This window comes from Bradyrhizobium sp. 21 (assembly GCF_023073335.1).
GTDB lineage: Bacteria > Pseudomonadota > Alphaproteobacteria > Rhizobiales > Xanthobacteraceae > Bradyrhizobium.
Genome location: NZ_JADPJG010000005.1, coordinates 146489 through 172861 on the forward strand (window position 1 = coordinate 146489; position 26373 = coordinate 172861).

Consider the following 26373-nt stretch of genomic DNA (forward strand, 5'->3'; position numbering starts at 1 on the left):
TCTCGGGGCGAGACTGGGTTAGGGGCTGGAAATGAGATTTACGGTCAAGGCAAAACTTGCCAGCGCGTTCGGTGTGGTCCTGTTGCTCTCGATGGCGGCGGGCGGCCTCGCTTATGTGAAGCTGACCGAGATGATCGAGACAGCCGACAGTCTGGTGTCGCGCGCCGGCCGGATTGACCGGGCCGCGGAAATCGAGAAGAGCATCCTGCTCCAGGTGCGCGCCGAGAAGAACCTCATTCTTGCGCCCGAAAGCGAAACCGCTCGCTTCCTCGCGGAGATTGCCAAGCAGCGCGAGACGCTTTCGAAGCTGGAGGAAGAGATCCACGCAGCGGCTTCCGCGGAAGGCAAGAAGCTCATCGAGAATTTCGGCGCCGCCTATGCGCGGATGAATGTGCTTCAGGACGAGACTCTCAAGATCGCGCGGACCGATAAGGCGAAAGCAACCGAACGCTCCATGACCGAGGTCCGTAAGGCGGTCGGCGAGGCCATGGAAGCCGCCGGTGTGTACGTCGCCAACGTCAAGAAGAACATGGCCGAACAAGCGGCCCAGGCGCATGAGGACGGCAATCGCTCCCACGTGATGCTGGTCTCGGCCGTGCTGGCGTCGCTGGCGATCGGCCTGATCGCGGCGATCTGGATATCGATGAGCATTTCCCGTGGCCTTGGCCGCGCCGTCGGCCTTGCCGGCGCGGTTGCGAGCGGCGATCTCAGCCGGATGATCGACGTTTCGAGCAATGACGAGATCGGCGATCTCGTCAAATCGCTGAACGTGATGGTCGAGAAGCTTCGCCAGGTTGTCGAGGAGGCTCTCACCGCGGCAAATAACGTCTCCGCCGGCAGCCAGGAACTCTCCGCCAGTGCCGAGCAGCTCTCGCAGGGCGCAACCGAGCAGGCCTCGTCCGCAGAAGAGGCCTCGTCCTCAATGGAGGAGATGGCTTCGAACGTGAAGCAGAACGCCGACAACGCCAACCAGACCGAGAAGATCGCGGCGCGATCGGCCCAGGATGCGGAAGCCAGCGGCATTGCCGTCGGCCGCACCGTGCAGGCGATGCAGACCATCGCCGAGAAGATCACCATCGTGCAGGAGATCGCGCGCCAGACCGACTTGCTCGCGCTGAACGCCGCGGTCGAGGCCGCGCGCGCCGGCGAGCACGGCAAGGGCTTTGCTGTGGTCGCATCCGAAGTGCGCAAGCTCGCCGAACGCAGCCAGGCGGCGGCCGCCGACATCGGCACGCTGTCCACGGAAACCGTGAAGGTCGCGCGGGAAGCCGGCGACATGCTGTCCAAGCTGGTGCCCGACATCAAGAAGACCGCCGAATTGGTTCAGGAGATCACCGCCGCCTGCCGCGAGCAGGACGTCGGCTCCGCCCAGATCAACCAGGCGATCCAGCAGCTCGACAAGGTTGGCCAGCAGAATGCCAGTGCCTCCGAGCAGGTCTCCTCGACCTCGGAAGAGCTCGCCTCGCAGGCCGAGCAGCTTCAGTCGACCATCTCGTTCTTCCGGACTGAGCAAGATACCCGCAATGAAAAGGCCGCGCCCGCGCCGATCGATCGCGCTGTTGGCCAGCTCCGCGCGAAGGCCGCGCACATGGCGGCAGCGGACCGCAGCGCCAAGAAGTCCGCGCCCGCCCGCAAGCCGGCGCGCGCGATGAAGGTCGCCGGCGGCGGCGGCTTTGCTTTCGACATGCATGACGGCGAAGACGAACGTGACGCCGAGTTCCAACGCTGACCGCAATCTGAAAATCACCTGACCCTGGACTGCAACATGGCCGCAACCTCGCAATATCTGACCCTCGGGCTCGCCGGCGAGACGTTCGGCATCAGCATCCGCAATGTCCGTGAGATCCTGGACATGCGGCCGATCTCGCGGCTGCCGCACGCGCCGAACTTCTTGCTCGGCATGATCGACGTGCGCGGCAGCGGCTATCCGATCGTCGACCTCAGGACCAAGCTCGGCCTGCCGGTGGTGGAGGCGACTGAGGCGACCCGCATCATCATCCTCGACGTGCCGATGAAGGATCGTCTGGTCGGCGTCGGCTTCGTCGCCGATTGCGTGTTCGAGGTCACCGACATCGACGAGCAGGCGATCGAGCCGATCCCCGAGGTCGGCGGCAAATGGCAGTCCGACTATGCTGCCGGCATCGGCCGCAAGGGCGAGAAATTCGTCGTGATCTTCGACCTCGCCAAGCTGATGGCGAACGACGAGATTCCGGAAGGACGTAACGCGGCCGCGGATTCGTCTCGCGCCGCGTGAGTTTGCAAGTGCGTGGTCAAGCGTAAGCACCCCAATTCGAACCAACGAGATTGACATGAGATTCACCGTCAAAGCCAAGCTTGCCAGCGCCTTCGGCGTCGTCATCCTGCTCTCCATGATCGCCGGCGGCGTTGCCTATTTCAAATTGAACGATATGGTCTCGACGGCCGAGCACTTGGCGGCCCGGGCCGGTCGGCTGGCGAAAGTCGGCGAGCTTCAGGAGGCCGTACTGCTCCAGGTGCGAGCGGAAAAGAACACCATCCTGGCGGCCGACGCCGATCAGGACAAGTTCATCGGCCAGATCGCTCAACTCCGTGAGCGCGCTTTGAAGATGAAGGATGAAGTCTACGCGAGCGCAAGCGAAACCGGCAAGAAGATGATCGAGACGTTTGCCGTCGCTTATGCGCACGCGAATACGGTGCAGGATCAGACGCTCGCACTTGCCAAACAGGACAGGGCCAAGGCTGGCGAACGGTCGATGTCCGAGGGCTTGAAGGCCTCCACGCCGGCGCTCACCGCGGCGGGCGACTACATTAGCTATGTCAAGAGACAGATGGCGGACGAAAGCGAGCAGGCCAGGGTCGAGGGTACCCGTGCCACAATCATTTTGCTGTCGCTCGTTCTCGTTTCGCTTGTGGTTGCTACCGGTGCCGCCGTCTGGATGGCACTGAATATCAGTCGGTCGCTCTCCAGCGCGGTCAGTCTTGCCGATGCGGTTGCGATCGGCGACCTCAGCAAGAAGATCGAATCCTCGAGCAATGATGAGATTGGCGATCTCATCAAGTCGCTGACTGCGATGACCGTCAACCTCAATCAGACCGCGGCTGTCGCCAACGCGATCTCGCAGGGCGATCTCATGGTCGAGGCCAAACCGCTGTCGGACAAGGATACGCTCGGCCTCGCGCTCGAGCGCATGGTGGAGAAGCTCCGGCAGATCGTGTCGGAAGCCCTGACCGCCGCGCAGAACGTCTCTGCCGGCAGCCAGGAGTTGTCCGCGAGCGCCGAGCAGCTCTCGCAGGGCGCGACCGAGCAGGCCTCGTCCGCAGAGGAGGCCTCGTCCTCGATGGAGGAGATGGCCTCGAACGTGAAGCAGAACGCCGACAACGCCAATCAGACCGAGAAGATTGCGGCTCAGTCCGCCAAGGACGCCGAGGCCAGCGGTGCCGCGGTCGGCCGCGCCGTTAACGCGATGCAGACCATCGCCGAGAAGATCACGATCGTGCAGGAGATCGCGCGCCAGACCGATTTGCTCGCGCTCAACGCCGCGGTCGAGGCCGCGCGCGCCGGCGAGCATGGCAGGGGCTTTGCGGTGGTCGCCTCCGAAGTGCGCAAGCTTGCCGAACGCAGCCAGGCTGCTGCGGCCGAGATCGGCACGCTGTCGACTGAAACCGTCAAGGTTGCGCAGGAAGCGGGCAATATGCTCTCCAAGCTCGTGCCTGACATCAAAAGGACGGCAGAGCTCGTCGAAGAGATCACCGCCGCCTGCCGCGAGCAGGACGTTGGTTCGGCCCAGATCAACCAGGCGATCCAGCAGCTCGATAAGGTCGGCCAGCAGAACGCCAGCGCGTCCGAGCAGGTGTCCTCGACCTCGGAGGAGCTCGCCTCGCAGGCGGAGCAACTCCAGTCGACCATCGCCTATTTCCGCATCGAGCACGGCGGAATGGGCCAGGCGGCCGCGCCGATCGACCGGGCGGTCATCCAGTTGCGCGCCAAGGCGGCGACCATGGCCGCCGTCGAGCGTCCGGCCAAGAAGCCGCAGGCCAAGCCGGCTCGCGCCGTGAAGGCTGCCGGCGGCGGCGGCTTCGCCTTCGACATGAACGACGGCGAGGACGATCGGGACGCCGATTTCCAGCGCTAGGATTCTCCAAAGGATCGGCCCACCCTTCACCGGTGGGCCGATCCGTCTTCGGTGACTTATAAACGCGTAGGACTCAAGATGGCCCGTTCGGCCCGACATTCAGTGCAGGCGGCGGCCATCCCGGATCTGGGCAGGCAACGATGATGCCCGCCATGCAGGATACGGCCGTCCATCTGTCGGACCGCCACTTCCGGACCATCGCCGAATTGATTGAGGGCCAGGTCGGCATCAAGCTGCCGCAGGGCAAGCGGCTGATGCTGGAGGGGCGGCTGCACAAGCGCGTGCGCGCGCTGAACTTCTCCGACCTCAACGAGTATGTCGATAACCTCTTCGAGGCCGATCATTTCGACACCGAGCTCACTCATCTCATCGACGTGGTGACGACCAATAAGACCGACTTCTTCCGGGAGCCACAGCACTTCACCTTCATGCGGGAGACCGCGGTCCCGGCGCTGCTCAAATCGCATGGACGGAAGAACGCGAACCTGAAGGTCTGGAGTTCGGCGAGCTCCACCGGCATGGAAGCCTACACCACTGCCATGGTGCTGGACGACATGACGCGGAACGGATCGCGGTTCCAGTACCGTGTTCTCGGGACCGACATCTCGACCGCGGTATTGCGCGTCGCCAAGGCCGCGATCTACACCCGCGACGTGCTTGCCCCGGTGCCGGAACACTTCGTGAAGCGGTATTTCCTGTCGGCGCGGGACAAGTCGCGCGGCGAGGTGCGGGTGGCTCCGGAACTCAGGCGCATGACGCATTTCATGCGGATGAACCTCATGGATGCGTCCTATCCCGTCGATCGCGATGTCGACATCATCTTCTGCCGCAATGTGTTGATCTATTTCGACAAGCCGACCCAGCGCAAAGTCGTCCAGCAGCTTTGCAGCCATTTGCGGCCGGGAGGGTATTTGCTGGTCGGACATTCGGAATCCATGATTCACAGTTCCGTTCCGGATTTGAAGCAAGTTCAGCCCACCATTTTCCAGGTTTGATGGGAGCCACACGAGATGCCGAGGGAGAAAGTTCGCGTACTGATCGTGGACGATTCGGCGTCGGTTCGCCAAATCCTGCAAACGATCCTCAATGACGATCCCGACATCGAGGTGATGGGGACGGCGTCCGATCCGTTCGTGGCGGCGCGACGTCTCCAGGACGAAATCCCCGACGTCATGATTCTCGACATCGAGATGCCGCGCATGGACGGCATGACGTTCCTGCGCAAGATCATGGCGCAGCGTCCGATCCCGGTGATCATCTGCTCCTCACTTACCGAGGAAGGCTCGAACGTGATGTTCGAGGCGTTCGAAGCCGGCGCCGTGGACATCGTGCCGAAGCCGAAGATCGACACGCGGCAGGCTTTGCTCGAATGCTCCACGCGACTGCGCGAGGCTGTGAAGTCGGCAGCGCGCGCGCGGGTGCGTCCGCGCGCGGAGCGCCGGACGATCGAGAAGAAGCTCACCGCCGACGCCATCATTCCACCCCCGGTGCAGGGCAAGGTCCGGCCGACGACGGAACGCATCGTCTGCATCGGTGCTTCGACCGGCGGGACCGAAGCGCTCAACGACGTCCTGGAGATGCTGCCGCCGCACTGTCCGCCTATCGTCATCGTCCAGCACATGCCGGCAGGCTTCACCGCGGCCTTCGCCAAGCGTCTCGACAGCGTCTGCCAGATCCGGGTCAAGGAGGCCGAGAACGGCGAGCCGGTGCTGCCGGGTTGGGCCTATATCGCGCCGGGCGCCCGTCACATGCTGCTGCAGCGCATCGGTCTGCGCTACCAGATCGCCATCAAGGACGGTCCGCCGGTGTCGCGGCATCGCCCGTCCGTGGACGTGCTGTTCCGCTCGGCGGCCCAGCACGCGGGCGCCAACGCGCTCGGTGTGATCATGACCGGCATGGGTGACGACGGCGCGCGCGGAATGCTGGAGATGCGCAAGCTCGGCGCCTCGACGCGGGCGCAGGATGAAGAGAGCTGTGTGGTGTTTGGCATGCCCAAGGAAGCCATTGCCCATGGCGGCGTCGAGAAGGTCGTCTCGCTGCACCATATCCCGCGCGAGATCATGCTCTGGTATCAGGCCGGGCAAACGGCGCTGACAGGTTGATCGCAATGTCTGCCATTCCGGCCAACACGCTCACTGAGGCGACCACCGCGATCGAGGACGTTTCGTCGCGGATCGAGGCCGTCTTTGCGCGGGTCGGTCACGAGCTTGGGCGCGGGCACCTCATCTTTGGGGAGTTGAACCAGGGCCTCGCGACGCTCTCCGAGGAACTCGCAGGCGCCGAGATCGAGGGGGCGGCGACGGCGCTACAGGAGATCGCCGCGCGGCTCAGCGAGCTTGCGCAGGCCCTGCCGGCCGAGAGCGCCCTGCTTGCGACGATCGGCACGAGCACCGCAGAGGCGTCCTCGCTGCTCAAGCCGCTGTTCAAGCACATCGGGATGATCACCATCATCGCGCGCAGCGCGCGGATCGAGGCCGCTTCGCTCGACGGCGACCGCGAGGGCTTTCTGGCCTTCACGCAGGAGGCCTACGATCTCGGCAAGGCCGTGCAACGCTCGATCGAAGGCTGCGCGCGGGATCAGCAGCGGCTGTCGGAAGCGGTCGCCACCGCATCCGGCCGGCAGAAGGAGTTCGAGAGCCGCTACCGGAATCAATTGGTGTCGGAGAGCGCCGAGCTCGGCGCGGCCTATTCGGGATTGCGCGACCAGCGCCGCAGCAGCAGCCAGCTCGCGGTCCTTGCCAGCACAAGCACCAAAAAGATCGCCGAGGCGGTCGGCAGCGCCATCATTTCCCTGCAGGCGGGTGACAGCACGCGCCAGCGTCTCGAGCACGTCTGTCGCGGCCTCGGCCTCGTGTCGGGTTCTGCCCCGAGCCTCGTTCCGGAACAGGTTGCGAGCGACGACGGCCTGCGCGCGATCTGCCAGTTGCAGGCGGCCCTCCTCAGGGACGCCCAGCGCGAGTTCGGCGGCGACATCGGCCAGATCGTTCGCGCGCTGACCGCCATCCTGCACGATGCGGGCAGCGTCGTCGGCCACGGCCGCACGCTGTTCGGCGGCGGGGATGGCGGCTCGTCGTCGTTCCTGGCGCGCATCAAGCAGACGCTGGCGCACGCCTCGACCCTGATCGCCACCTGCGAGGGTGCCGGCCGCTCGGTCGACGAGGCGCTCGCGATCGTCGAGGACACGCTGGCAAAATTTCGTCAGGCGATCGCTGGCCTCGCCGAAGCAACCATCGACATCACCCTGATCGGCATGAATGCGGGTCTCAAGGCGAGCCATCTCGGCAGCCGCGGCAGCGCTTTCGTCGTCATCGCCAACGAGCTCAAGGCGACCGCCGACAAGGTTTCGGCGGGGGCAGCGCGCTTGAGGCCCGTGCTCGACGGTATCGAGCGGTCGGCCCTGGAGCTGAAGCAGCTGCGCGTGCAGGGCGATCAAGCGCAGCTCGCCAAGCTCGAGCCGCATATTCTGCAGGCGCTACGCGAGGTCGAAGTCGGCAACGAGCGGCTTGGCAAGCTGATGAGCCGGCTCGTGGACGAGGGCGCGGAATTCGAAGGTCTGATGAACTCGGCGCAGGGCCTGATGACCACTCTTGGCGAGGCCTCCGCGGCATTGCCCGCGGTCGCCGCACGGCTCGAGACTGCGAGCGCGGGCGCGCAGCGGCCGCAGCCCCATGCGGAGGACCAGGCAATGCTCGACGATCTGTTCGCGCACTACACGATGGAGCGTGAGCGGGACGTCCACCGGGAATTCCTTCAAGCGCTCGGGCTGGCGTCGACGGCCGCTGCTCGCCGGGTCGAGGCGGTCGAGATCGCCGATGACGGCATAGAATTGTTTTGAGGTCGCCGCCGGTTTCGCCTCGCGCGTCGTCGGCAATTTGATCGGTTGGCTTTGCAGGGCGTTAACCGTGGCGGAATGCTCGCCGCATCGGTCATTGTCGCGCCCCAGAGTTGGTTGCAAATACGAGTGAATTTTACGACGGATGTTTTCATGCTGAGAGACGGCAAATATGCTGCATGGTTCAGGACCCCGCGCGGCCAGGGCACGGGCGTCGTGCATCTGGCGGAGGGGAGAATCTCCGGCAGCGACAGCTTCTTCACCTACGACGGCTCTTATCGGGTCGACGAGCAGCGCTTCACGGCCGTTCTGACCACGCGGCGACATGCCGAGGGGCCGCCGACCGTGTTCGGGCCTGACGAGGTCGAGCTCAAGCTCTCGGGCGTGTGCAGCGGTGCGATGGCGACTTGCTCGGGAACGGCCAGGGAAGCGCCCGACGTGGCGTTCGAGGCGACGCTGATCTACAGCCAGGAAGATGCACGGGTCAGCGACGCCCGCTGCGCGGTCGTGAAGCTCAATGACAAATTGCCCAAGGGCCTCGACAGCCGTTCCCGGCCGCGCCATCCGTTCACGCCGCCCAAAGCTCCGCTCCCGTAAGCCGCCCGCGTCTTAGCTTTGCGTTGACGCTGTCGTCGCGAAAACATGGTGAGACCGCACTGCGGCAACTCTGTTTTTAGAGGTGGAACTTAGGTTGAGGCCCACAACAAAAGACGGACAGGGACATGCCTCAGATCTGGATGACATATGACGAACTGGCGACACTCAGCAACTGTAGCGCCGCCGAGGCGAGGATACAGGCCCTGCATCTGTCGCTCGATCGGCGCAAGAGCCGCGACGGCAACACCCGCGTCAAGCTGAGCCCCACCTTGATGGCCCGGTTCTTCGAGACCATTCGTGAAGCCGACTTCGCTCTCGATGACGCGATCGCCGCGTTGCGCGATACCCATCGGCAGATGTCCGGGGTTCTCGCGACCGAGCGGGCAAGCCTCGGGCGCGGAGCGGCGTAAGGGCCCTCCGCTCCGGCAGCAATCGGCATCTTTTTCGAAACGCAGAATTCAAGCGCGATGACGATTCATTCCCATCTCATCGCGCTTCAGGACGGCGGTCTCGGCAAGAAGGCCAGAATGGTCTGAGCCAGAAGGACGCCGACTGTGCCGCCCGCCGCCTTTTGCAACACGTCGATCAAACGGGGGTCGCGATCCGGCGTCACCGCCTGCAATACCTCGAGTCCGATTGCGACGGCGACCACGAAGGCGCAAGCGAGTTTGAGCCGTCCCGGCAGCAGGAACGACAAAAGGAAACCCAAGAGGCCGTAGGCGCTGAAGCGCTCGATCACCACGACCCAATAGGCTTCCGCATGGCCCACGAGCGCCGGCCTGCCCGCGAGCTTGGCGAGCGTGGCATAGACGATCAGCACGAGGCAGATTGCCGCGGCTGCGATGAGATGGTTGCGGCGCATGGCGCCAGCATAGCCCGTCGGCCGGTTCGCCGCTCTCGAAAGCCAAGAACATCGTTAAGGTTCGAAAACTTTCGAGGGCATGAACCGAGATCTACGGGTGGCCCGAAGCATCCGCAGGGATCGACGTTCAACGCCGATTGTAGGACCAGCCCTTGTCGACATTGGTCGGGTAGTGGGCCGCGAAGTACGGATTCTTGAGGCAGTTTCGCGCGGGATCATAAATCCAATCCGCGCATTCCCGGTAATTCAGGAATCTGCAATCGAAACCAAAGGCGCACCATGGCGCGCCGTTCGGAAATCCGAACCGCCCGGGGACTTGCGCCGATGCAACTGAAGGCAGAGCCAGGAGCAAAGCTACGGCAAGTGCGCGGGACAACATGATGCATTCCTCCAACAACGACCAGTGGTATCGAAGCCAATCGAGTGACGACTTTCCCCCCGGAAAAGGACGACATTCATCTTCATCGCCGGATAGCTTAACATTGGGGCGCGGAGAGATCGAGAGCGCTGAAGGCATTCGGGCAACGTCGACCGGCGTCTTCCGTTCCTGGACCGACAAGGCGGACGCACCCGTCCATGAGGCGTCGCGCAAGGCCGGGCGCGGCGAGGCTAGCTCTTCTTGGAGGCCTTGGATTTCAGCGACAGCCCGAGGCGCAGGGCCATGCGTTTGACCGCATCGGGCGAGCGTCCGAGAAGTTTCGCCGCTTCCTCCAGCGAAGTCGAAGACTTGGCCAACTCCATCAGCCGGCGGTCTTCCTTGAACGACCAGGGCCTGCGCGCCATAACCGAAATCATCCTCTCGTCGACACAACGATAAAGCCGCCAAGCGGACCCACATGCGCTCGACGGCTTTGCCTGGTGGGACCGGGTCTGGAGAGCCGGTGCAAAAATGGATATGCGATCCCGCGACGTTCGCAACAAACAACGCCGGTTAAGCTAACTGCTCAACCTTACCGCGATGAATTCGCCGGCTAACCGTCCGTATAATCACGGAGGTTTTCCCGACGCGCGCTGATCGGGGAGCTGTCGCCGAGTGGCGGCTGGTCCTGTGACGTCGTGATGATGAGGATACCCGATACCGCGAACAGGGGCCGGCGGGATCATCGGCTCATCGAAGACGGAAGGATCTGCCTCGAGACCGTGGCGGTGTGGGTGTCGAGCCCGGAACCCGTTCGCCCTGCGGGGACCTGCCTGTCAATGTTCTCGAAGCCCGTGCCGGTCACGCCGACTTGACAATGGACGGCGCGGCGGGTTCGGACCGGTCCCACGCGTGGAGGACGTCGGGTCAACGGGAGGCATCATCTCGCCGTGATCACTTGCGCGACTGGGAATCGTCGTCGCGGCGGCGGGCCGCGGAATCAATGTGAACTGAATCATCGCATGGCGTTGATCGCAATGGCTTCGATCGAGAATCGATCCAATCGCGACGCATGCATGTGGTAGTGATCTCGATGAGCAGCATTGCGCTTCTCTCACACGGCGCGTCACGAGATCGTCGAATTCGTTCGGCTATGGTCGCGTAAACAATCACCAACAAATCAGAAGACCGAGATGCTTCAAAAAGCGCGAGCGGCACTTCCTCTCTCGAAGATCAGAGAACGGGCATTGGAGGGCGCGTTTTTCAGCGTTGCGCTGATCGCGATGGCGGGCTGGGTGTATTTCATCACGCTGTTGCTGGTGAGATTGTTCCTCTGGTTTTTCGGTTGAAGCGCGCGGCGGTCACTTCGCGTGCACGGTGCTGCCCAAAAATTCCCTGGCATGGCGAGAAAATCAGCGGCTCTCATCATGATCTCGACACAACTCGAAGATGAGACTTAATTCGACGACGAGGGCTTGGCGTGCATACCGAGGTTTTACAACCATTGTGCAGCCACCTTGCCGCGGGGTACGGCAGCGGGGAGCGGATCATGATGAGATCGCAGGGGACGCCATGACTGGCCCGACGAGCAACGCGCCCCGGCGATATTTCGTCGATGCGGGAGGCCGGCGCGTTCTGATCGGCCTGACGCCCGAGGAGACGTTCGAGTTCGAACGGCTCGACAGCGGGCTGGTGCCCGGCCATGAAGGCATGCACGTCGCCTCCCACAGCCGTGATTTGTGGCCGGATGCCGGCGAGCAGCGCCGGGTCGAGCTCTATGAGAAGCACGAGGGCGCCTGGAAAGCCTGGATGGCGCAAAGCCGGGCGGAGAGCCGCGGAGGATTCAACCTTTATTAACCATCCCGGACCCATTTTCTGGTCTGGCGCCTCGAACCGGAAAATGCACGCATGTTTCAACTCTTCTTGCGGGCCCGCACCCATAACTTCCTGAAAGACCGTTTCGGGGGGGAGCAGACGTTTCGCGCGCGCTCGCCCGAGCGTGACGCCGAAACCGATCACACGCGCATCGAAGCGATTATGGTCGCGATCGAGGACGCCCTGCACGCGGCGGAGCGGGAACAGTCGGGCCTGAACCGCCGGGTAGAAGACGTGCTGGCGCGTGCCGCCGTGACCTTCGGCAATGGCGATGACGAATATCTCGAGCGTGAGGCGCTCGACAATCACCACCAGGATCTGTTCGACAAGGAGATCCTCAACGGCCAGCGACGGCTCAAGGAGCTCGGCGCCTCGATCGCACATTTCAGGTTCCTGAAGGTGGCGGTGCTGAGCCGCTTTCCGGAGTACCGGCCTGCGGCAAGCTCCACCAATTAAAAGGTCGGCGCGACCCATAACGCCACGGCGAGCCGTTGCGGCTAGATCGCGAGCATGCTGTTGCCCTGGATGGAGAGCAGCGTCAGATTTCCGGTGGCATAGGCCCCGGTATCGATGTTGGCGCGGTTCTCGAGCAGCTCGGCCTGCTTTACCGGCGTATGGCCATGCACGATATATTTGCCGAAGCGCCGCTTGCTCTGGAGGAATTCGTCCCTGATCCACAGCAGGTCGGCCTCGCGTTGTTCGGAGAGCGGAATTCCAGGGCGCACCCCCGCGTGGACGAAGAAAAAGTCGCCGCATGTGAACGTCGGCCGCAACTGGCGCAGGAACGCGATGTGCTCGGGCGGCATGATGGATGTGAGCTCGCGCACGAGATCGGACAGCTCGTCCTTGCTGAGGCCCGGCGCGGCCGATACGCCGTACGACATCATGGTCTGGAGCCCGCCGAACTGAAACCATTCGGCGGCGCGCGAGGAATCATCCAGGACCGAGGTGAAATAGGCCTCGTGATTGCCCTTGAGAAAGACGGTGTTGCGGTGGCGGCTGCGCCTGATCAGGAGGTCAAGGGTGTGGCGGGAGTCCGGTCCGCGATCGATATAGTCGCCGAGGAACACCTCGATCGCGCGATACGGCCGGCTGTTCGCCATGTCCGCATCGATCACGGCGAACATCTGTTCGAGCAGATGTGCGCAGCCATGGACGTCGCTGATCGCATAGATGCGTACGCCGTTCGGTAGCTTCGGCCGGGGCGAATTTTGTGGCGCGGTCGTGGGCATGGGGTCCAACTCTTCAAAGAGCTTCGCCCGAGATGTCAATACGCTATCGACGAAATCGGCCGCCACGGGCCGCTTTTTTCTCTACCCTTGCTGGTGAAGGCTCATTCACGCGCCTGACCGATCATCCGCGGCTCTCGCGAATCGTCGATCCCGGCGCTCTCCCGCCAGACTAGCCGAAGCTGCGGCTGTCGAACGATGCCGCGGGCTTGCCGCGATAGGCCGATGCTCGCGCGCGGGCCAGGGCCGCGCCACAGAAATAGCCAAGCTGGAGCACCGCCGCAAAGACGAGGATCGTTACAACGATGTGAGCTGCATCTTGTGCCTGCCAGGTGAAGACCGCACCGAGGATGGCACCACCGAGAACGATGGCGGGCGGCAGGATGAAGATCCGGAATCGGCCTCCCAGCAATGATCCGATCAACAGGCTGAAAACGACAATCGTACTCACGACGCAACTCCCTGAATTGGTCACGAGTGTTAATGGCTGCGACCTAATACCGGCTTAAGCGGAATGGTTGAACAGCCGTTCAAATGCGCGCGGAATCCTGCGCGAAAATGCCGCGATTTGATAACAAACGCGGCGAGATGCCCGCATAATTGTCACGTGTGTGACAGGACTTTGAGCATTCCACTGCAGCGGTGCTGCATTGCATAAAAATCGATTTGATTTTTTCGTTGCACTGCCGCAATGTCGCTTTGTTTAGTTAAGATATACTTTGTCTCACATCGACGATTTCGATCGATTTGCTCGCAATCCTGCATTGCGATGCACGACGAGGCAGCGAGGTTCTAATGGCTGTAGCAACTTACGGTTCGGAAAACTATTATTCGGCTATATCGAACCGACGCGGTGCCCTCCAGAGACCCCTGCAGGTAGCCTTGATCGCCGGTGACTTCGCCGCGGTGCTGCTCAGCTATTTCGTGGCCAGCGGTCTGTATCGCGTCCTCGTGATCGAACAGGATTCGTCCGTCGGTGCAGGTCTCGTCGTCGGCGCGGTGTTCGTGACCATCGCGTATTTCCAGGGCGTCTACGATCATCATCGCCTCTTGAGCACGATCTGGCAGCTGCGCAAGGCGCTGGCGGTCTGGCTGATCTCGCTGACCATTCTCGCGGTCGAGGCTTTCCTGCTCAAATCGTCCGCGGATCTATCGCGCGGAACCACCCTGTTGTTTGCCGCGACCGGTGGCGTCGCCTTGGGCGGGCTCCGCGTGCTGTGGCGACTGGCGCTCACGTCGGGTTATGCCAAGGGGCGCCTGGTCGACCGGAAAGTGGTGCTGCTCAGCCTCAAGCCCCTCGATTTCACATCGAGCCGCTTCAAGGATCTGCGCAAGCATGGCTTCAACGTCGTGCGGCATTTCGTGCTTGAGCCTTCCGAAGAGGGCGCCGGCTGGGATCGCGAGATTCGCGACATCACCCGTCAGGCGCGGACGGCGGATGTGGAAGAATATCTCCTGGTCGTCGACTGGGACGAAATGCCTCTTCTCCAGAAACTGAGCCAGCATCTGCGCGTGGTTCCCCAGCCGATCCGCCTTCTGCCGGATTTTCCGATCGCGGACCTGGTCTCGCGTCCGTTCCAGCCGGTCAGCGGCACGGTCGCGATCGAGATCCAGCGCGCGCCGCTCAGCGTCTTCGAACAGGCGCAAAAGCGCTGTCTCGATATCGGCCTCGCCTCGTTCGCCCTGCTGTTGCTGGCGCCGCTGCTGGTGACGGCCGCGATCATGATCAAGCTCGATTCGAAGGGCAGCGTGATCTTCAGGCAGTCCCGTCGCGGGTTTAACGGCAAGCAATTCCAGATCTGGAAATTCCGTTCGATGACGGTGGCGGAGAACGGTCATGTCGTCACCCAGGCGACGAAGAGCGATGCGCGGGTGACGCGGGTCGGTCGCGTGTTGCGGCGAACCAGCATCGACGAGCTGCCGCAACTCTGGAACGTCCTTCGCGGCGAGATGTCTCTGGTCGGGCCCCGCCCGCATGCGCTCGCGCACGACAATTACTATGATCAGCTCATCAGCAATTACGTGTACCGGCATCACATGAAGCCCGGCCTGACCGGTTGGGCCCAGGTCAACGGCTTCCGCGGCGAGACGCCGACCATCGATCTGATGGAAAAGCGAGTCGAGTACGACGTCTGGTACGTCAGTAACTGGAGCATCTGGCTCGACGTCAGGATCATCCTGAAGACTGCGCTGGCGCTGATCCATCAGGAAGCCTACTAGTCCTCGTCAATTGCCCTCCGGCGCGTGCTGTTCATTGACGGGAGCGGCGCCGGATTTCCCCTGTGCAAGGCCGCAGGGTCCGCTAGTCCCTTAAATATGCAGGTCGGTCGTCCGACGGGTAGCAGCGGTGCCGGAGCTGCAAGCCCTTGTCCGTGACGTAACGCCGAAATAGCTCCCGGTCGATTTCCGGCGCGTTGCATGTACGGTCGAGAAGATCGGCACGGGCACCCGTCGCCGCTGCCTGATAGACGGCGGCCGCGCTCGGGAACAGGCGCGCTCCAAAGATGTCGGTGAAGTCCTGGATGGCGTTGGTCTTCAGCTCCGGTGACAGCGCGCCGTAGACGCGAAGCGCCTGCGGAGCACGAATGAGCTGGAGCCAGGCTTCGTGAGGTGCGAACCTGTAGGAGAGGCCGAGAAGCGCCGCCGTTCGCGGCCCAAAGCCTTCCTGACGTATTGCCGACCAGTAGCTGCCGAGCCAGCCAAGCCCTTCGGAGGGCGCGCAGAGCAGCAACACACGGCTTGAGGAAGCAACGGCTTCGGTATCGGCGTCGGCCTGCTTCAGGCCGTCGCTGCGCATCGACTGATCGGCGATGGCAAGTTGCAGCAACAGCAGCTCCCGCATCGCCTTGGCGCCGCATTGCCGCCGTGCAGCCGGCAGGTTCTCCGCCACGATTTGCCTGAGACGATCCAGATCGTATTGCTCACCGCGCGAAACCCGGCCGGCGATCTGTGGAATTGCGGGAGAAGTCAGATTGGGCGCAACGTAGGCGACCCATGCCATTGCGCAGGCCGCAAGAGCGACGTTCGTGCCGAGCAGAAGCCGGCGATAGCCGCGCTCCGACCGCTGGCGCGTAACCGGCGCGCTAGGCTCCTTCGACATAGTAGCTGCCGTAATGCGAGCCCTTATAGGCCTCGATCCGCTTCAGCATCTTCGGGTTGGCCCGGTTGAGAACGGCGCCCAGCAGCTTCTTCTGGATAGCCTCGGAGCTAGCCATCGACTCCTGCAGCGCGTTGCGGCTGGTTCGGCCCCACTCGATCACATAGACCATCGCGTCGACGAGGTGACTGACGGCTTTGGCGTCCGACACCGGCATCACCGGTGCCAGGTCGATGATGATGTATTCGTACTCCTCGCGCACCACCGCAAGCAGGTCCGCCATCGACTTGGATGCGATGACGTCCGCGGAGTTCACCATTCGTGAGGCGACGAAGGAGGGCAGGAAGTCCAGGCCGCTCTCCTTGCTGCGCTGGATATGGTAACCGAACGAACGAGGATCCTTCAGGGCTTCGATCAGGCCGCTCTTGGCGTGAGGGGCGAGCTCTCGCGTGAGCGACCTTGTATGGAGATCGCCGTCGATGAGCAGCGTGCGATGTCCGGTCAGCGCGGTCAGGTGACCGAAATTGGCCGCAACCGTCGTCTTTCCTTCCTTCGGCAAGGACGACAGGATGCCAATCACCTTGACCTCGCGCTGTAGCCGCGCGACGTCGATCGAGACCTTGATATTCCGCAGCGTCTCGGCAAATCGCGAGAACGGGTGGTCGACGACATAGCTTGAGATCGCTGCGTCCGCCGTCAAGCCGTCCGCGGCCTTCACAAGCTGGCCTGTGGCGCGAATGTCCGGAAGGACGCCAAGGCACTTCACGCCGAGCAGGTCTTCGACGTCGCTCGGCGACCTCAGCACGTCGCTGAGCAACTCTCTGCCGAAGGCAGCCGCGAATCCGAAGCACAGTCCGCCGAACAAGCCGCCGACCAATGCCAGCATCGTCTTGGGCGAGCTCTTCTTGTCGGGCTTGACGGCGGTGCCGATGATGCGCGCCTCGCTGATCGGGAAGCTCTGATTCTGCGTGGCGTTCTGGAGCTTCTCGAGGAAGTTGTTGTAGAGATTGCGATAGGTATCGGCGGCGCTCTCGAGGTCGCGCAGCTTGACCTGCGCCTGGCTGGTGCTGCCGGCCTGGGAGACGAGGCTCTTGAGATTTTCGTCCAGCGATGTTTCGCGGCTTTTGGCGATCTCGTATTCGCTGCGGTACGCGTCGGCGATGCGCCGCACCTCGTCCGACATTGCCTTGCGCAGCTCCTCCATGCGATTCGCCAGGTTGACCGACGCCTGGTGAGTCTTGCCGTAGCGGGTCGACCAGTCTGCATACTGGGCCGCGAGGTCGAGATATTGCGCGCGCAGACGCGTGATCACCGTGTTATTGAGGGCGTCGGTCACGGTGGGCTGGGCCAGATCCTTGTCGAGCACCGATTCGATGCGGTCCAGCCGCGCCTTGGCTTCCGCGGTCGCAGCGCGGGCCTGCACGAGCTGCGTGTTGACGTCGGTCAGCTGCTGCTCGCTCATCAAGCCGCGACTGGTGCCGACGATGTTGTTCTGGGCCTTGAAGGTCTGCACGGCCCGATCGCTGGCTGTTGCCTGTTCGCGCAGCTCGGCGCTGCGCTGCTGGAGCCATTCGCCGGCGCGTTTGGTCGACTGGTACTTCGCTTCCAGCGCCCCGACGATATAGGCGTCGGAGACCGCATTGGCGACGAGAGCGGCCTTGTCGGGATTGGCCGAGCGGAACGAAATCGAGAGCACGTAGGTGGTCAGAACCCGTTCCACCTTGAGATTCTTCTGAACGATATCGACCGCGGCGCGCTCGATTCGCTCCTTGGACGGAGGGCCGTCGGACCCTAACGGCGACATGAGCTTGCCGAGGACCAATCCGACCAGTCCCGGATTTGACCCGTTGTACTCGGCGTCCTCGGTAAGCTTCAGGCGGCGAACGATCGAAAGGAGCAGGTCGTCGGATTGGAGGATCTCGACCTGGCTGTCGACGAACCCGGTGTCGATCAGGGCATTCGACATGCCGCTGTCCTTGTCCAGCACCTGAGTCTGGCGTGTGTCCATGAGGATGCGGGCGTTCGCCGTGTACATCGGCGTCGCAGCCAGCAGATAAATGACGACGAGTCCTATTGCGGTTCCCACGATCGACGCGATCAGGGGCCATTGGCGGCGCAGAATGTCGAACACGCGATCGACGCTGAGCGTGGTGCCGCCGAGCTCGATGGCGTATTTGGCGCGGGGCTGGAATTGGTCGCGAGGTTGAAACATCTGTCGGGCGCTCGCTGGGCTATTCGGGAAGCGGCATGCTTGCGAAGGGGTCGGCAAGATCGGTCTTGTACTCGCCGGACATCAGGCCACCCCCGGGCTTGGACATGTTGGCGGTCGTTGGCGGCGGAGGCGGTACGTCGTCGGGCTCGGACGAATATCCGGCGAGCACGGCGCTGTCGTGCAGCTTCGCGACGAAATCGCTGATCTTCCGTGCATTCTCAGGCTTGCTTGCGCGGCAGCGGATTTCGGCGCGGTGGAGCGCTGTCCCAATAGATGCGCGGTCGGCCTGAGTCGCGGCTCGCGTCAGGCTCTGCACCGATTTGAGCACCGTTATGTCGCTGACAAGGTAGCCCTGAAGGCGACCCGATAGCTTTTCTTTCTCGTTGCGCAACTGGTTCAGGAGGGCGCTCGGCTCAGACACGAAGGCATCCAGCGCGATCTGCGGCGCTCGCTCCGAGCGCTCGACACATTGCGCGTGCGCGACGCCAGCGGGGCCGCAAAGCATCGCGACCGACGCGGCGATCCGAACGATCCATCCGCGGCTGGCTTCGATCAGCTTTGATTGAGGCAAATGATCTTCCATTTCGCTTAGGTTCACAGCTAGGCTGGAAGGATTATAAGAACCGCTTGATGCAGTTAAAGTATGTCAAATTTTTGTGCGGTGCAAAATTAGCTTGAAACAGTGCGGCGTGCCAGTCATTTTTCGTCTTGCTGCAAGCCCTTAGGGGGAAGGCTGTGAGGGCGGCACCCTCTTAGCAGAGCATCCAAACCTGCGCCATGTCGCAGCGCACGGAGAGGACAGGATTTGGACGCTTGCACCATCCTTGGGCGCGAACGTTTGTCCGATGCTTTGTCCAGGTCAGGACCAAAGGCCGAAAATGCCGATCGGTCCCGGAGGACCGGGACCGATCAGCTTCTTGCAGAGGTCATAATGTTCTTAGAGCGGCGTCCGCAGCGAAGCCAAGCGGCTGGCGCGCAAATGCTCGCCGTGCTCGCCGACGGCCACCCAGAAGCGCGGATTGCTGCCGGATTGCATGGAAATCCACTGATAACCGGCTGCGTTCCAGGGACGGACGGACGAAGAGAGATTGTCGAGCACGACGTCGCCGTCGCTCAGCCGCGCGACCAGCACAAGGTGGCCTCGTCCATCAGCGGTGAGAACAACTGCAAGCCGCAGGGCTGATTTTGGCCAACCCATTTCGATGAGGCGGTGCCGCTTGGTCACGGCGTAGTCGTTGCAATCGCCGGCGGCGGGAGACACCGCCCAATGCGCCAGGAGCGGGCTGGTTGGCTTTTGCATCGGCGTGATGGAATCGTTCACCGAGCGATTGACCTCGCGCAGCATAGCCTGCGCCCGCTCGCCGGAGGGCAGCACTTGCTCCGCAACCTTATCCGGCTCGCACTCCGTGCCGTAATTCATGCAAAACTTCACGAATTGCAGCGGCGCAAGCGCGTTGTCATACTCGCTGATGAAGATACCCGCCGCCCGCGTGGCGGGTGGCTCAGTGACAGTATCAGCCTTGGCAGCGATGCCAGAACAAGCGATCCCAGCTGCCAGGAGAGATTTGAAAATCCAAGTCATAAGTCATCCCCGTTTTTCGCCATTCTTCTTGACGTAAGGGATACAACGAACTCATTAGGTTGGAGTTTTGCAGACAATTACAATTGTATCGGATCCGCGAGGCCGGTTCCCGGAACCAGCGTTTGGTTAAATTCTTCTGAGCGGTGCAGGCGCAGGATGTCACCGGGACGGGCTGACCGAGGTCAGTGGTGTCGTCGTGGTGGCTGCCGCCGTGAACAATGTCTGCGGTTGCGCTTGGGGTTGTGATTGAGCGCTGGCACCACTGCTATTGAGCACGACCGGATCAGGCGTTGTCCCGCCGCCGCCGCGACCCTGTCCTCCCGCGTTGTTTCCGCCGCCGGCCGTCGTCTCGCCGGTTGGATCGGCACCGCTGGTGACCTCTGTCGGGATGTCGCCGGTGATGCTGGTGAATGACGCGATCAGGGCCGCGTTCTCGGTCTTCAAGACCGCTTCCTGAATGAGCTGCGCCACGCCCTGCTGCGAGAGAACACAAACGGAAGCCGCAGTTCCGAGACCGGCACCGATGGCGCGGCTCTGTTCCTCGTTGCTGGCTCTTGCGAGCGAAACGATGCCTTCGACGGTCTCAGGCCGCGAGGTCAAAAGGTCGCGAACTTCGGAGGCCAGGCCGCCCTGACCTTGCTTGAACTGGTCGAGCAATGCCGCGGGATTTGCGAGAAACGTGTTCGCGCGCTCCGCCGAAATCAAGTTGGCATTGGCTCCGCACGCCGTGCTGTTGCCGGTGGCGGCGAACGACGGGGCGATGGTGCCGTACAAGGCGACAACGCCGAGGAGAAATGAGAGGACTTTTCCAGACTGCATGATCACCGCCGAACTCTTTTTGTTTTTATAGTTCATTTCATTTAAACTTGCCACGTTCTTTCCGCAATTCGGACGGAAGCGACTGGGCAAGCCCGCAACCGACGATGGCGGCGAAAAAGACCCCGAAGCCGGGTATTTGCACCGAAAAGTCGATGCAACTGTGAACCAGTCCGAGCACCGCCACGCTGGCGCCGATGATTGGTATGTAGCGGTCACGCTTTCGCCGCAAGCTGCTTCTTAACAAAAGGTAAATATACCAAAGGCCGCACACTACGATGAAGCTGGCGGCGGGCACGCCGAGCTCCGCCGCCAGCTCCAGCGGGGTCGAGTGGGCGCGGTCCCATATTCCGAGACTGCCGAGTTCGGCGGTTCGGTATGCAGGGAAAGTTGCTTCGAAATTGCCCAAGCCGATGCCGAGCATCGGATGGTCGCGGATGATGGCAATGGCGCTCTGATAGGCATAGGCCCGCTGCTCATCAATGAGGCCGTAAGTGCCGATTCGTCCGGCAACGGCGCCGCCAACGAGGTCGAGGAGAAGCAGCGCCACCAAGGGAATGCCCGCAGCGAAGCCCCATCTCCGCAGCTTGCCGATCGGCAGGGGTGCGAGATAAAGCCCGCAGCCGAGCAGAAGTGCACAAATTGACAGCAGCAATCCCGCGCGAGAGCCCGTCATCGCGGTGGCCGTCACGCAGATCGCAAGACCGATACCGAGCGCGACCGGGGAAGATGAATAAAATGCGACGCGGTCCGAGAATCCCGAGGACGCCGGCGCATCGGGATGGTCGCGGCGATGCGCGAAGCGAAGTAGCGGGAGCAGAAACAAGACCGCGCCGCTGCCCCAAAAGACAGCGGCGGTGTTTCGATTGACGAAGGTGCCGGTGGCGTAGCCGAGATAGGCTTCCTTGCGTCTCGACAAGAGACCGTTGGGATCGCCGACTTCGGCAAGAATGCCGTACACGGCATAGGCACACCCGGCCCAGGCGAGAACCAGGAGGAGCCGGCGTGCGCTGCTCGCGTCGGTTGAGATTGCGAATGCGCGAATGAACACCATCGCGAGCAACAACGGATAGCCGACCGCCAGCCATGGTCCGTTGACCGTTGTCGAAATGCGGCTGGGAGCAGGGACGCCGAGAACCGTCGTCGAGAGAAGCTGCCAGACCGGACTGCCAAGTGCGAATGGCGGCTCGCGCCATTCCTGAACGATGATGATCGCTGCAACCATGGCGAGCGTGACGAGCAGGGGCGCCAAGAGTCGCACATCCTCGCGGCCGATGCCGTCGAGATCGGCCGTCACGAGGCTCGCCGCCATCAGCGCGCACCAGATGCAGATCCAGATCTGTTCGGTGGATCCGAGCGGCAGGGGCGCGAGCACGATAACGGCAAGCGCAACCATCCTGGACACGATGTTCAGCTGGCACTCCCCGCGGGCATGAATGGTCGTTCGCACGAAATGAAAGACGAGTTCCCGAAACAGCGCCGATAAAGCATCAATCCGGCCCTTCCGGAAGTGATCATTCACCTGCTGCAATCTTGGCAAGCAAGAAAGTGACGCCATGTGTCGATCACATCACGCGTTCAAGGCGAATGCGTCGGAAATGCGCCGTCGAAGCGCCGGGACACAAGCGATTGTCGGGCCAAATGCCGGCGTCGCCGACAAAGTTAATCTGATGGTTGCCAGGCGATGAGCAGATGCGCGAAATCCGCGCAGGCGAGCCCGTTTTTCGGCGTTGTCAACGCGCGTAACGCCCTTTAGAAGTCGATGCTGCAGCGCAAGAAATTCTCGGAGTAGCCGTGGCGACGCAGGTTCACCAAGAAAAAGAACACGTCCTGTCGCTGGATAGCATTCGCGGCATAGCCGCGGTCACGGTGGTTGTGCATCACGTGATACGGATGCCGACCTTTCTCGCTGCTTTCAGCACGCCTCCGTGGATCGAGTGCTCGTATTTTCGTGCTGGAGGTTTTCTCGTCGATCTCTTCTTCGTTCTCAGCGGCATGGTCATGTCGATGAGCTATGTGCAATCGGATTTCGGGCGGTTCTCCTTGCGCGAATTCATGGTGCGCCGCTTTGCCCGCATCTATCCGCTTCACTTTGTCATGTTGATCGCCCTGCTTCTCTTCCGGCTGCTGCGGATTAGTCTCGTTAGCGTCGGCATCATCGCTGCAATGCCGGCGGCGTTCGAGGTCAACAATGCGTATTCGTTCGTTTTGAACGTGTTTCTGCTGCATTCGCTCGGTTTCCTCGACTACCTGAACTGGAATGCGCCGAGCTGGAGCATCAGCGTCGAGTTTTATACCTACCTGGTGTTCGGATTGATCGTGCTCGGCGCGCAGCGGCTTGGCTCGCTTCGATGGCTCTATGTTTCGGCGGCGGTGCTTGTCGTCGCGAGCTGGCTGGCGCTTGCGGTGTGGATCGGCAGGGAGGAAATCGGCGCGCAGTACGATTTCGGCATTCTGCGCTGCTTTACGAGCTTCTTTCTCGGCGTGCTGACGGTGAAGGCGGTGTCCTACGTGCCGCGCGCGATCAGCCCGGCGGCCAAAGGTGCTATTCAGTTCGCTGCGCTGGTCGTTGCCCTGGTCAACGTCTGCTTCATTGAGGCCTGGCCCTGGATCAGTTACCTCGCGCCGCTGACATTTGCGTTTTTCCTGGGATCTCTGCTGGCATTTCCGGACGCCGCCGTCCTGCCACGCCTGCTGGTGATGAAGCCTCTGGTTTGGGTTGGTAAGCGCTCCTATTCGATCTACATGGTGCACGCATTCGTCATCCTGCTCGCCGAATACGGCCTCAGGGCATTTGGACATCGGCCGATCGCCTGGCTCGAGTCGATTTATCCCGGTCTGCCGGCGACGTTGAACCTGTTCGTCTTGATCACGGTGGTGCTGGTGGCGTCGGATTTCACCTATCGTCGGGTCGAACTTCAGGGTGGCAAGCTTGTCCGGCGCTGGTTGCAAGACAATCGGTTCTTTGCCGGCGCACCCGCGACCCGTTCCACGTGAGGTCGACGTCGGATTTGCCAAAAACTCCGGCAAACCTCGGGCAGATCATAGTTGGGGCCAACAAAGCTGGGCTCGGAGAGGGAAAGTAAGTTTGTCTCAATCTCGAGTGACATTGCGTTCGCTCCAGTGCGGACGCGGACTGGCTGCCCTGATGGTCGTCGTCTATCATACGTCGGTCATCTTTCGCGTGCCGGCCTATTGGGGCGCCACCCCCTTCGGCGACGTACCGAAGTTCCTGGATTCGGGCGTTGATTTCTTTTTCGTCTTGAGCGGCTTCATCATTCTGGACGCGCATTCGCGCGACGTCGGTTCGCCCGCTCGTTTTTGGAACTATATCTGGCGGCGCGCGCTGCGCATCTATCCGCTCTATTGGGTGGTCTTCTGCGCGGTTCTGATCCCCCTGTTGCTGACCAAAGGGGACGTCGATTGGAGCCGAATCGCGCTCGAGTTCTCGCTGCTGCCCGCGTCGGGCTTGATTCCGGATCAGAAGATAATCGTCGTCTCCTGGACGCTTTGTTTCGAGATTGCGTTCTACGCAATATTCAGCGCCGCGATCTTCAGCAGGGCCCTGGGCGTCCTGCTCGGTGGGCTGTGGCTGTTGGCTGCGGTCTACTCCATCGGAGAGACCGTGCCCGCGAAGTGGACGATTCTCTGTTCGCCATATCCCGTTCTGTTCCTAACCGGCATGATCGTCCGACAGGTGTGGAGTTCCGGAAAGTTCAATCTGCCGCTGACGCCGACGCTCTTGCTCGGGGTCGGAATCTTTGCAGTGGCGGCCGTCAATCGCGTGAACTCAATCGGACTTGAGGCCGGGCCTACGCAGTGGTTGTACGGCGTGGGCGCGGGCATGATCATATTGGCTGCGATCGAGGCCGAGCGCCGTGGCGCATTGGAATTTCCGCAATGGCTCGCAAAAATCGGAGACGCGTCCTACAGCCTCTACCTCGTTCACTTCACCGTGCTTTCGGTGTTGGCAAAATTCATTGTGGCGACCGGCTTCTTCAAGGGGCTGCCGCTGCAGGTGCTTTTTGTGGCGATGGCGGCGGTGACGGTCGCCCTTGGAATGGCCGTTCACCTGCTTGTCGAGAAACCGCTGCTGAAGGGTTCTAGACGCAATCGCGTGCCCGCGCGGCAATCGCCTGGACAGTTCGCGGACGGCGTCCGTGCAAGGGAACACAACCCACAGGAGCTGGCACGCCAGCTCTCCTCCGCGGATCGATGAAGGGGGCTTTTTGATGATGCCGTCCGAGACCCTGCAGGAGTGTTTAACGTTGAAATTGCTGAGCTTTGCCGGTATGTTGCAATGCAATAGGGGCGCCTTTGGAGCGCCGGCCAATCTGTCGGGCTCTGACGCGATCTGGTGAGGATGCGGCTGCTTTCGAGGGCAGCCGTTTCGTTGCGAATCTCCAATTGCGAATCTCTAATTGAATGGCGAACAGCGTGACATCGAACGCACGAGATACTCCTCTACCTATCGGGTTCTCACTCGAGGCAATCGCGTTTTGCCTCTACGTCGTTCGCGACGCGTTTGCCGGCGCGATGAAGTTCTACTTCGCGAAACTCCATCTCGAGGTCCTGTGGTTTTCGCCCGACTTCGTGGCGATCGTCTGCATCGCGTTGTTCATCAAGCGATGCATCATCGACAACGGGAGCATCATGGCGCTCCTCGTGTTCGGGCAAATCTGCCTTTCGCTTTTCATCGGCTTCTTGTTCCTCGGCAGCGCGACGGCGCTGATGTCGTCGGTCAAGATGATCTTTCCGCTGTTCGTGGGCTTTTGTTTCGCTGAAAGGAATCTCGGAGACTTTCGCAAGACACTGACGGTCGTCACGGCGACGCTCTACCTGAGCCTGTTCGGAATCTTTCTTTCCAAATATTGGTCGATGCCGTGGGTCGGCTTCAAATACGAGTCGTTTGGAGCGACGCGCGAAGCAGGGCGATTGTGGTGGTCGTTCCAGGAACAGCGGCTGGCGGGCTTTGCCGCCGACAGCACCATGGCGGCCTATTTCATCCTGGTCGCCTACGTCATGACGTCAATCCGCAGGAGCGTCCCGTGGTGCATTGTCATGGGAGGCATCTCGATCTATGCGATCCGCCTGACGACGAGCAAGACCGCGATGGGGGTTCTGTTCGTGTACCTGGTCGCGATGATCTTCGTTCGGTCTCTTCCATACGAGAAGAGGTTGAACACGCTCCGTTCGTTCACCCTGTGGTCCTATGCGTCGATCCTGGTGCCGATCGCGCTGATCATCCTGTTCACCGGCGTCAATCTGTCGCCGGGCACGAAGGGCTTCTTCTTCAGTCTTCAGGATCGCATCAACAACAGCTGGCAGTTGCCGTTCGTCTATTTGAGCCAACTGATGCCGGTCGGGATCATCACCGGATGCGGAGTAGGCTGCTTCAACTATCCGCAGCAACTGTTCTCGAATCTCACCGACTATTGGGTTCCGGTCGATAATTTCTACATCGGCACCTACGTGATGTTCGGTTTCCCCTTCGTCATCTTCATGTGGATGGTGTTCAGGTCGACCCTGATCGTCACGGACGTCTACAAGCTGTCGCTCGTGTTCGTGACGAACATCTTCACGATCACCGTGCTCAGCTATGGTCCGGCGACCGGTCTCCTCGTAATCGCGCTGGGCTTCAGCGAGGTCTTCTCAAGAAAGGCGACAAGACTGTTCCAGGGCGGCGGGAAGCGCGAGCTTGTCGTTCCGCCCGAGCCGCGCTTGTCGGCGGTTCATGACGCGGGCTGAGTGGACGAACCAGCGCGTTCTGTACGCGCAGCAAATGGAAGTGGCCGCAGTGC

Annotated in this window: 25 protein-coding genes; 15 read left to right on the top strand and 10 right to left on the bottom strand. The window is 61.9% G+C overall.

All coding sequences use genetic code 11. The annotated features are described in order from the left end of the window. Nucleotides 1-31: 31 nt before the first annotated feature. The 8 genes from IVB31_RS09545 to IVB31_RS09580 all read left to right on the top strand — a co-directional run bounded on the left by IVB31_RS09545 (nt 32) and on the right by IVB31_RS09580 (nt 8951). Complete coding sequence (locus tag IVB31_RS09545) at nt 32-1729, top strand: methyl-accepting chemotaxis protein (RefSeq protein ID WP_247321142.1); 1698 nt, start codon at nt 32-34, stop codon at nt 1727-1729. Nucleotides 1730-1765: 36 nt separating this feature from the next. Further along, a complete protein-coding gene (locus IVB31_RS09550; RefSeq protein WP_247321144.1) occupies nt 1766-2254 on the top strand; it encodes a chemotaxis protein CheW in 489 nt (162 codons plus the stop codon). Between the two features lie 55 nt (nt 2255-2309). Continuing rightward, the gene (locus IVB31_RS09555) at nt 2310-4112 is read left to right on the top strand and encodes a methyl-accepting chemotaxis protein (protein WP_247321146.1); all 1803 of its coding nucleotides are present in this window, start codon (nt 2310-2312) and stop codon (nt 4110-4112) included. Nucleotides 4113-4252: 140 nt separating this feature from the next. After that, entirely contained in the window at nt 4253-5107 is an 855-nt protein-coding gene (locus IVB31_RS09560; RefSeq protein WP_247321148.1) for a CheR family methyltransferase, read from the top strand. 15 nt (nt 5108-5122) lie between these two features. Continuing rightward, a complete protein-coding gene (locus IVB31_RS09565) occupies nt 5123-6214 on the top strand; it encodes a chemotaxis response regulator protein-glutamate methylesterase (protein WP_247321150.1) in 1092 nt (363 codons plus the stop codon). A 5-nt stretch (nt 6215-6219) separates the two neighbouring features. Next, nucleotides 6220-7947, top strand: coding sequence for a chemotaxis protein (locus IVB31_RS09570; protein WP_247321152.1), 1728 nt, complete (start codon nt 6220-6222; stop codon nt 7945-7947). 150 nt (nt 7948-8097) lie between these two features. Further along, nucleotides 8098-8541, top strand: coding sequence for a hypothetical protein (locus tag IVB31_RS09575; RefSeq protein ID WP_247321162.1), 444 nt, complete (start codon nt 8098-8100; stop codon nt 8539-8541). Nucleotides 8542-8666: 125 nt separating this feature from the next. After that, the gene (locus IVB31_RS09580) at nt 8667-8951 is read left to right on the top strand and encodes a hypothetical protein (RefSeq protein ID WP_247321164.1); all 285 of its coding nucleotides are present in this window, start codon (nt 8667-8669) and stop codon (nt 8949-8951) included. An 86-nt stretch (nt 8952-9037) separates the two neighbouring features. Here IVB31_RS09580 and IVB31_RS09585 read toward each other — a convergent pair whose 3' ends face one another. Both IVB31_RS09585 and IVB31_RS09590 read right to left on the bottom strand, forming a co-directional pair. After that, nucleotides 9038-9403 carry a VanZ family protein gene (locus tag IVB31_RS09585; RefSeq protein ID WP_247321167.1) on the bottom strand — a complete coding sequence of 122 codons (366 nt, stop codon included), beginning with the start codon at nt 9401-9403 and terminating at the stop codon, nt 9038-9040. Nucleotides 9404-10012: 609 nt separating this feature from the next. Further along, nucleotides 10013-10186 carry a hypothetical protein gene (locus IVB31_RS09590; RefSeq protein ID WP_247321169.1) on the bottom strand — a complete coding sequence of 58 codons (174 nt, stop codon included), beginning with the start codon at nt 10184-10186 and terminating at the stop codon, nt 10013-10015. Nucleotides 10187-10954: 768 nt separating this feature from the next. On the opposite strand from IVB31_RS09590, the gene IVB31_RS09595 reads away from it, so the two are divergent. The 3 genes from IVB31_RS09595 (at nt 10955) to IVB31_RS09605 (ending at nt 12092) form a co-directional block, all read left to right on the top strand. Next, a complete protein-coding gene (locus tag IVB31_RS09595) occupies nt 10955-11110 on the top strand; it encodes a hypothetical protein (protein ID WP_247321171.1) in 156 nt (51 codons plus the stop codon). Between the two features lie 223 nt (nt 11111-11333). Further along, nucleotides 11334-11618 (top strand): hypothetical protein, encoded by a 285-nt coding sequence (locus IVB31_RS09600; protein ID WP_247321174.1) that lies wholly within the window; start codon nt 11334-11336, stop codon nt 11616-11618. A 51-nt stretch (nt 11619-11669) separates the two neighbouring features. Further along, on the top strand, nt 11670-12092 hold the full coding sequence (locus IVB31_RS09605; RefSeq protein WP_247321175.1) for a hypothetical protein: 423 nt from the start codon (nt 11670-11672) through the stop codon (nt 12090-12092). A 41-nt stretch (nt 12093-12133) separates the two neighbouring features. Here the strand turns inward: IVB31_RS09605 and IVB31_RS09610 are convergent, their stop codons facing one another. Both IVB31_RS09610 and IVB31_RS09615 read right to left on the bottom strand, forming a co-directional pair. Further along, nucleotides 12134-12868 (bottom strand): metallophosphoesterase family protein, encoded by a 735-nt coding sequence (locus IVB31_RS09610; RefSeq protein WP_247321185.1) that lies wholly within the window; start codon nt 12866-12868, stop codon nt 12134-12136. A gap of 169 nt (nt 12869-13037) precedes the next feature. Continuing rightward, nucleotides 13038-13316: a hypothetical protein gene (locus IVB31_RS09615; RefSeq protein WP_247321188.1), complete on the bottom strand. Its 279-nt coding sequence runs from the start codon at nt 13314-13316 to the stop codon at nt 13038-13040. Between the two features lie 344 nt (nt 13317-13660). Between IVB31_RS09615 and IVB31_RS09620 the strand changes: the two genes are divergently transcribed. Beyond that, nucleotides 13661-15085 (top strand): undecaprenyl-phosphate glucose phosphotransferase, encoded by a 1425-nt coding sequence (locus IVB31_RS09620; RefSeq protein WP_346730860.1) that lies wholly within the window; start codon nt 13661-13663, stop codon nt 15083-15085. Nucleotides 15086-15167: 82 nt separating this feature from the next. Here the strand turns inward: IVB31_RS09620 and IVB31_RS09625 are convergent, their stop codons facing one another. From IVB31_RS09625 to IVB31_RS09650, 6 genes are all read right to left on the bottom strand, one after another. Then, a complete protein-coding gene (locus tag IVB31_RS09625; RefSeq protein ID WP_247321192.1) occupies nt 15168-15755 on the bottom strand; it encodes a hypothetical protein in 588 nt (195 codons plus the stop codon). A 193-nt stretch (nt 15756-15948) separates the two neighbouring features. Continuing rightward, nucleotides 15949-18174, bottom strand: a complete 2226-nt coding sequence (locus IVB31_RS09630) for a Wzz/FepE/Etk N-terminal domain-containing protein (protein WP_247321193.1) — start codon at nt 18172-18174, stop codon at nt 15949-15951. 19 nt (nt 18175-18193) lie between these two features. Further along, on the bottom strand, nt 18194-18757 hold the full coding sequence (locus tag IVB31_RS09635; RefSeq protein ID WP_247321194.1) for a hypothetical protein: 564 nt from the start codon (nt 18755-18757) through the stop codon (nt 18194-18196). Nucleotides 18758-19111: 354 nt separating this feature from the next. Further along, complete coding sequence (locus tag IVB31_RS09640) at nt 19112-19756, bottom strand: transglutaminase-like cysteine peptidase (RefSeq protein ID WP_256464303.1); 645 nt, start codon at nt 19754-19756, stop codon at nt 19112-19114. 159 nt (nt 19757-19915) lie between these two features. Continuing rightward, nucleotides 19916-20629 carry a hypothetical protein gene (locus IVB31_RS09645; RefSeq protein WP_247321198.1) on the bottom strand — a complete coding sequence of 238 codons (714 nt, stop codon included), beginning with the start codon at nt 20627-20629 and terminating at the stop codon, nt 19916-19918. Beyond that, complete coding sequence (locus tag IVB31_RS09650) at nt 20613-22130, bottom strand: O-antigen ligase family protein (protein ID WP_247321200.1); 1518 nt, start codon at nt 22128-22130, stop codon at nt 20613-20615. The genes IVB31_RS09645 and IVB31_RS09650 overlap by 17 nt, the downstream gene beginning before the upstream one ends. A gap of 236 nt (nt 22131-22366) precedes the next feature. Between IVB31_RS09650 and IVB31_RS09655 the strand changes: the two genes are divergently transcribed. The 3 genes from IVB31_RS09655 (at nt 22367) to IVB31_RS09665 (ending at nt 26320) form a co-directional block, all read left to right on the top strand. Then, nucleotides 22367-23569, top strand: a complete 1203-nt coding sequence (locus IVB31_RS09655; protein ID WP_247321201.1) for an acyltransferase — start codon at nt 22367-22369, stop codon at nt 23567-23569. Between the two features lie 106 nt (nt 23570-23675). Beyond that, on the top strand, nt 23676-24791 hold the full coding sequence (locus tag IVB31_RS09660) for an acyltransferase (RefSeq protein ID WP_346730862.1): 1116 nt from the start codon (nt 23676-23678) through the stop codon (nt 24789-24791). A gap of 317 nt (nt 24792-25108) precedes the next feature. Next, entirely contained in the window at nt 25109-26320 is a 1212-nt protein-coding gene (locus IVB31_RS09665; protein WP_247321205.1) for a hypothetical protein, read from the top strand. The last annotated feature ends 53 nt before the right edge of the window (nt 26321-26373 follow it).

Bases quoted from the DNA above. Each gene is read 5' to 3' on its own strand.
- IVB31_RS09545 (WP_247321142.1), top strand. From the start codon at position 32: ATGAGATTTACGGTCAAGGCAAAACTTGCCAGCGCGTTCGGTGTGGTC.
- IVB31_RS09550 (WP_247321144.1), top strand. From the start codon at position 1,766: ATGGCCGCAACCTCGCAATATCTGACCCTCGGGCTCGCCGGCGAGACG.
- IVB31_RS09555 (WP_247321146.1), top strand. From the start codon at position 2,310: ATGAGATTCACCGTCAAAGCCAAGCTTGCCAGCGCCTTCGGCGTCGTC.
- IVB31_RS09560 (WP_247321148.1), top strand. From the start codon at position 4,253: ATGATGCCCGCCATGCAGGATACGGCCGTCCATCTGTCGGACCGCCAC.
- IVB31_RS09565 (WP_247321150.1), top strand. From the start codon at position 5,123: ATGCCGAGGGAGAAAGTTCGCGTACTGATCGTGGACGATTCGGCGTCG.
- IVB31_RS09570 (WP_247321152.1), top strand. From the start codon at position 6,220: ATGTCTGCCATTCCGGCCAACACGCTCACTGAGGCGACCACCGCGATC.
- IVB31_RS09575 (WP_247321162.1), top strand. From the start codon at position 8,098: ATGCTGAGAGACGGCAAATATGCTGCATGGTTCAGGACCCCGCGCGGC.
- IVB31_RS09580 (WP_247321164.1), top strand. From the start codon at position 8,667: ATGCCTCAGATCTGGATGACATATGACGAACTGGCGACACTCAGCAAC.
- IVB31_RS09585 (WP_247321167.1), bottom strand. From the start codon at position 9,403: ATGCGCCGCAACCATCTCATCGCAGCCGCGGCAATCTGCCTCGTGCTG.
- IVB31_RS09590 (WP_247321169.1), bottom strand. From the start codon at position 10,186: ATGGCGCGCAGGCCCTGGTCGTTCAAGGAAGACCGCCGGCTGATGGAG.
- IVB31_RS09595 (WP_247321171.1), top strand. From the start codon at position 10,955: ATGCTTCAAAAAGCGCGAGCGGCACTTCCTCTCTCGAAGATCAGAGAA.
- IVB31_RS09600 (WP_247321174.1), top strand. From the start codon at position 11,334: ATGACTGGCCCGACGAGCAACGCGCCCCGGCGATATTTCGTCGATGCG.
- IVB31_RS09605 (WP_247321175.1), top strand. From the start codon at position 11,670: ATGTTTCAACTCTTCTTGCGGGCCCGCACCCATAACTTCCTGAAAGAC.
- IVB31_RS09610 (WP_247321185.1), bottom strand. From the start codon at position 12,868: ATGCCCACGACCGCGCCACAAAATTCGCCCCGGCCGAAGCTACCGAAC.
- IVB31_RS09620 (WP_346730860.1), top strand. From the start codon at position 13,661: ATGGCTGTAGCAACTTACGGTTCGGAAAACTATTATTCGGCTATATCG.
- IVB31_RS09630 (WP_247321193.1), bottom strand. From the start codon at position 18,174: ATGTTTCAACCTCGCGACCAATTCCAGCCCCGCGCCAAATACGCCATC.
- IVB31_RS09635 (WP_247321194.1), bottom strand. From the start codon at position 18,757: ATGGAAGATCATTTGCCTCAATCAAAGCTGATCGAAGCCAGCCGCGGA.
- IVB31_RS09640 (WP_256464303.1), bottom strand. From the start codon at position 19,756: ATGACTTGGATTTTCAAATCTCTCCTGGCAGCTGGGATCGCTTGTTCT.
- IVB31_RS09650 (WP_247321200.1), bottom strand. From the start codon at position 22,130: ATGGCGTCACTTTCTTGCTTGCCAAGATTGCAGCAGGTGAATGATCAC.
- IVB31_RS09665 (WP_247321205.1), top strand. From the start codon at position 25,109: ATGAAGTTCTACTTCGCGAAACTCCATCTCGAGGTCCTGTGGTTTTCG.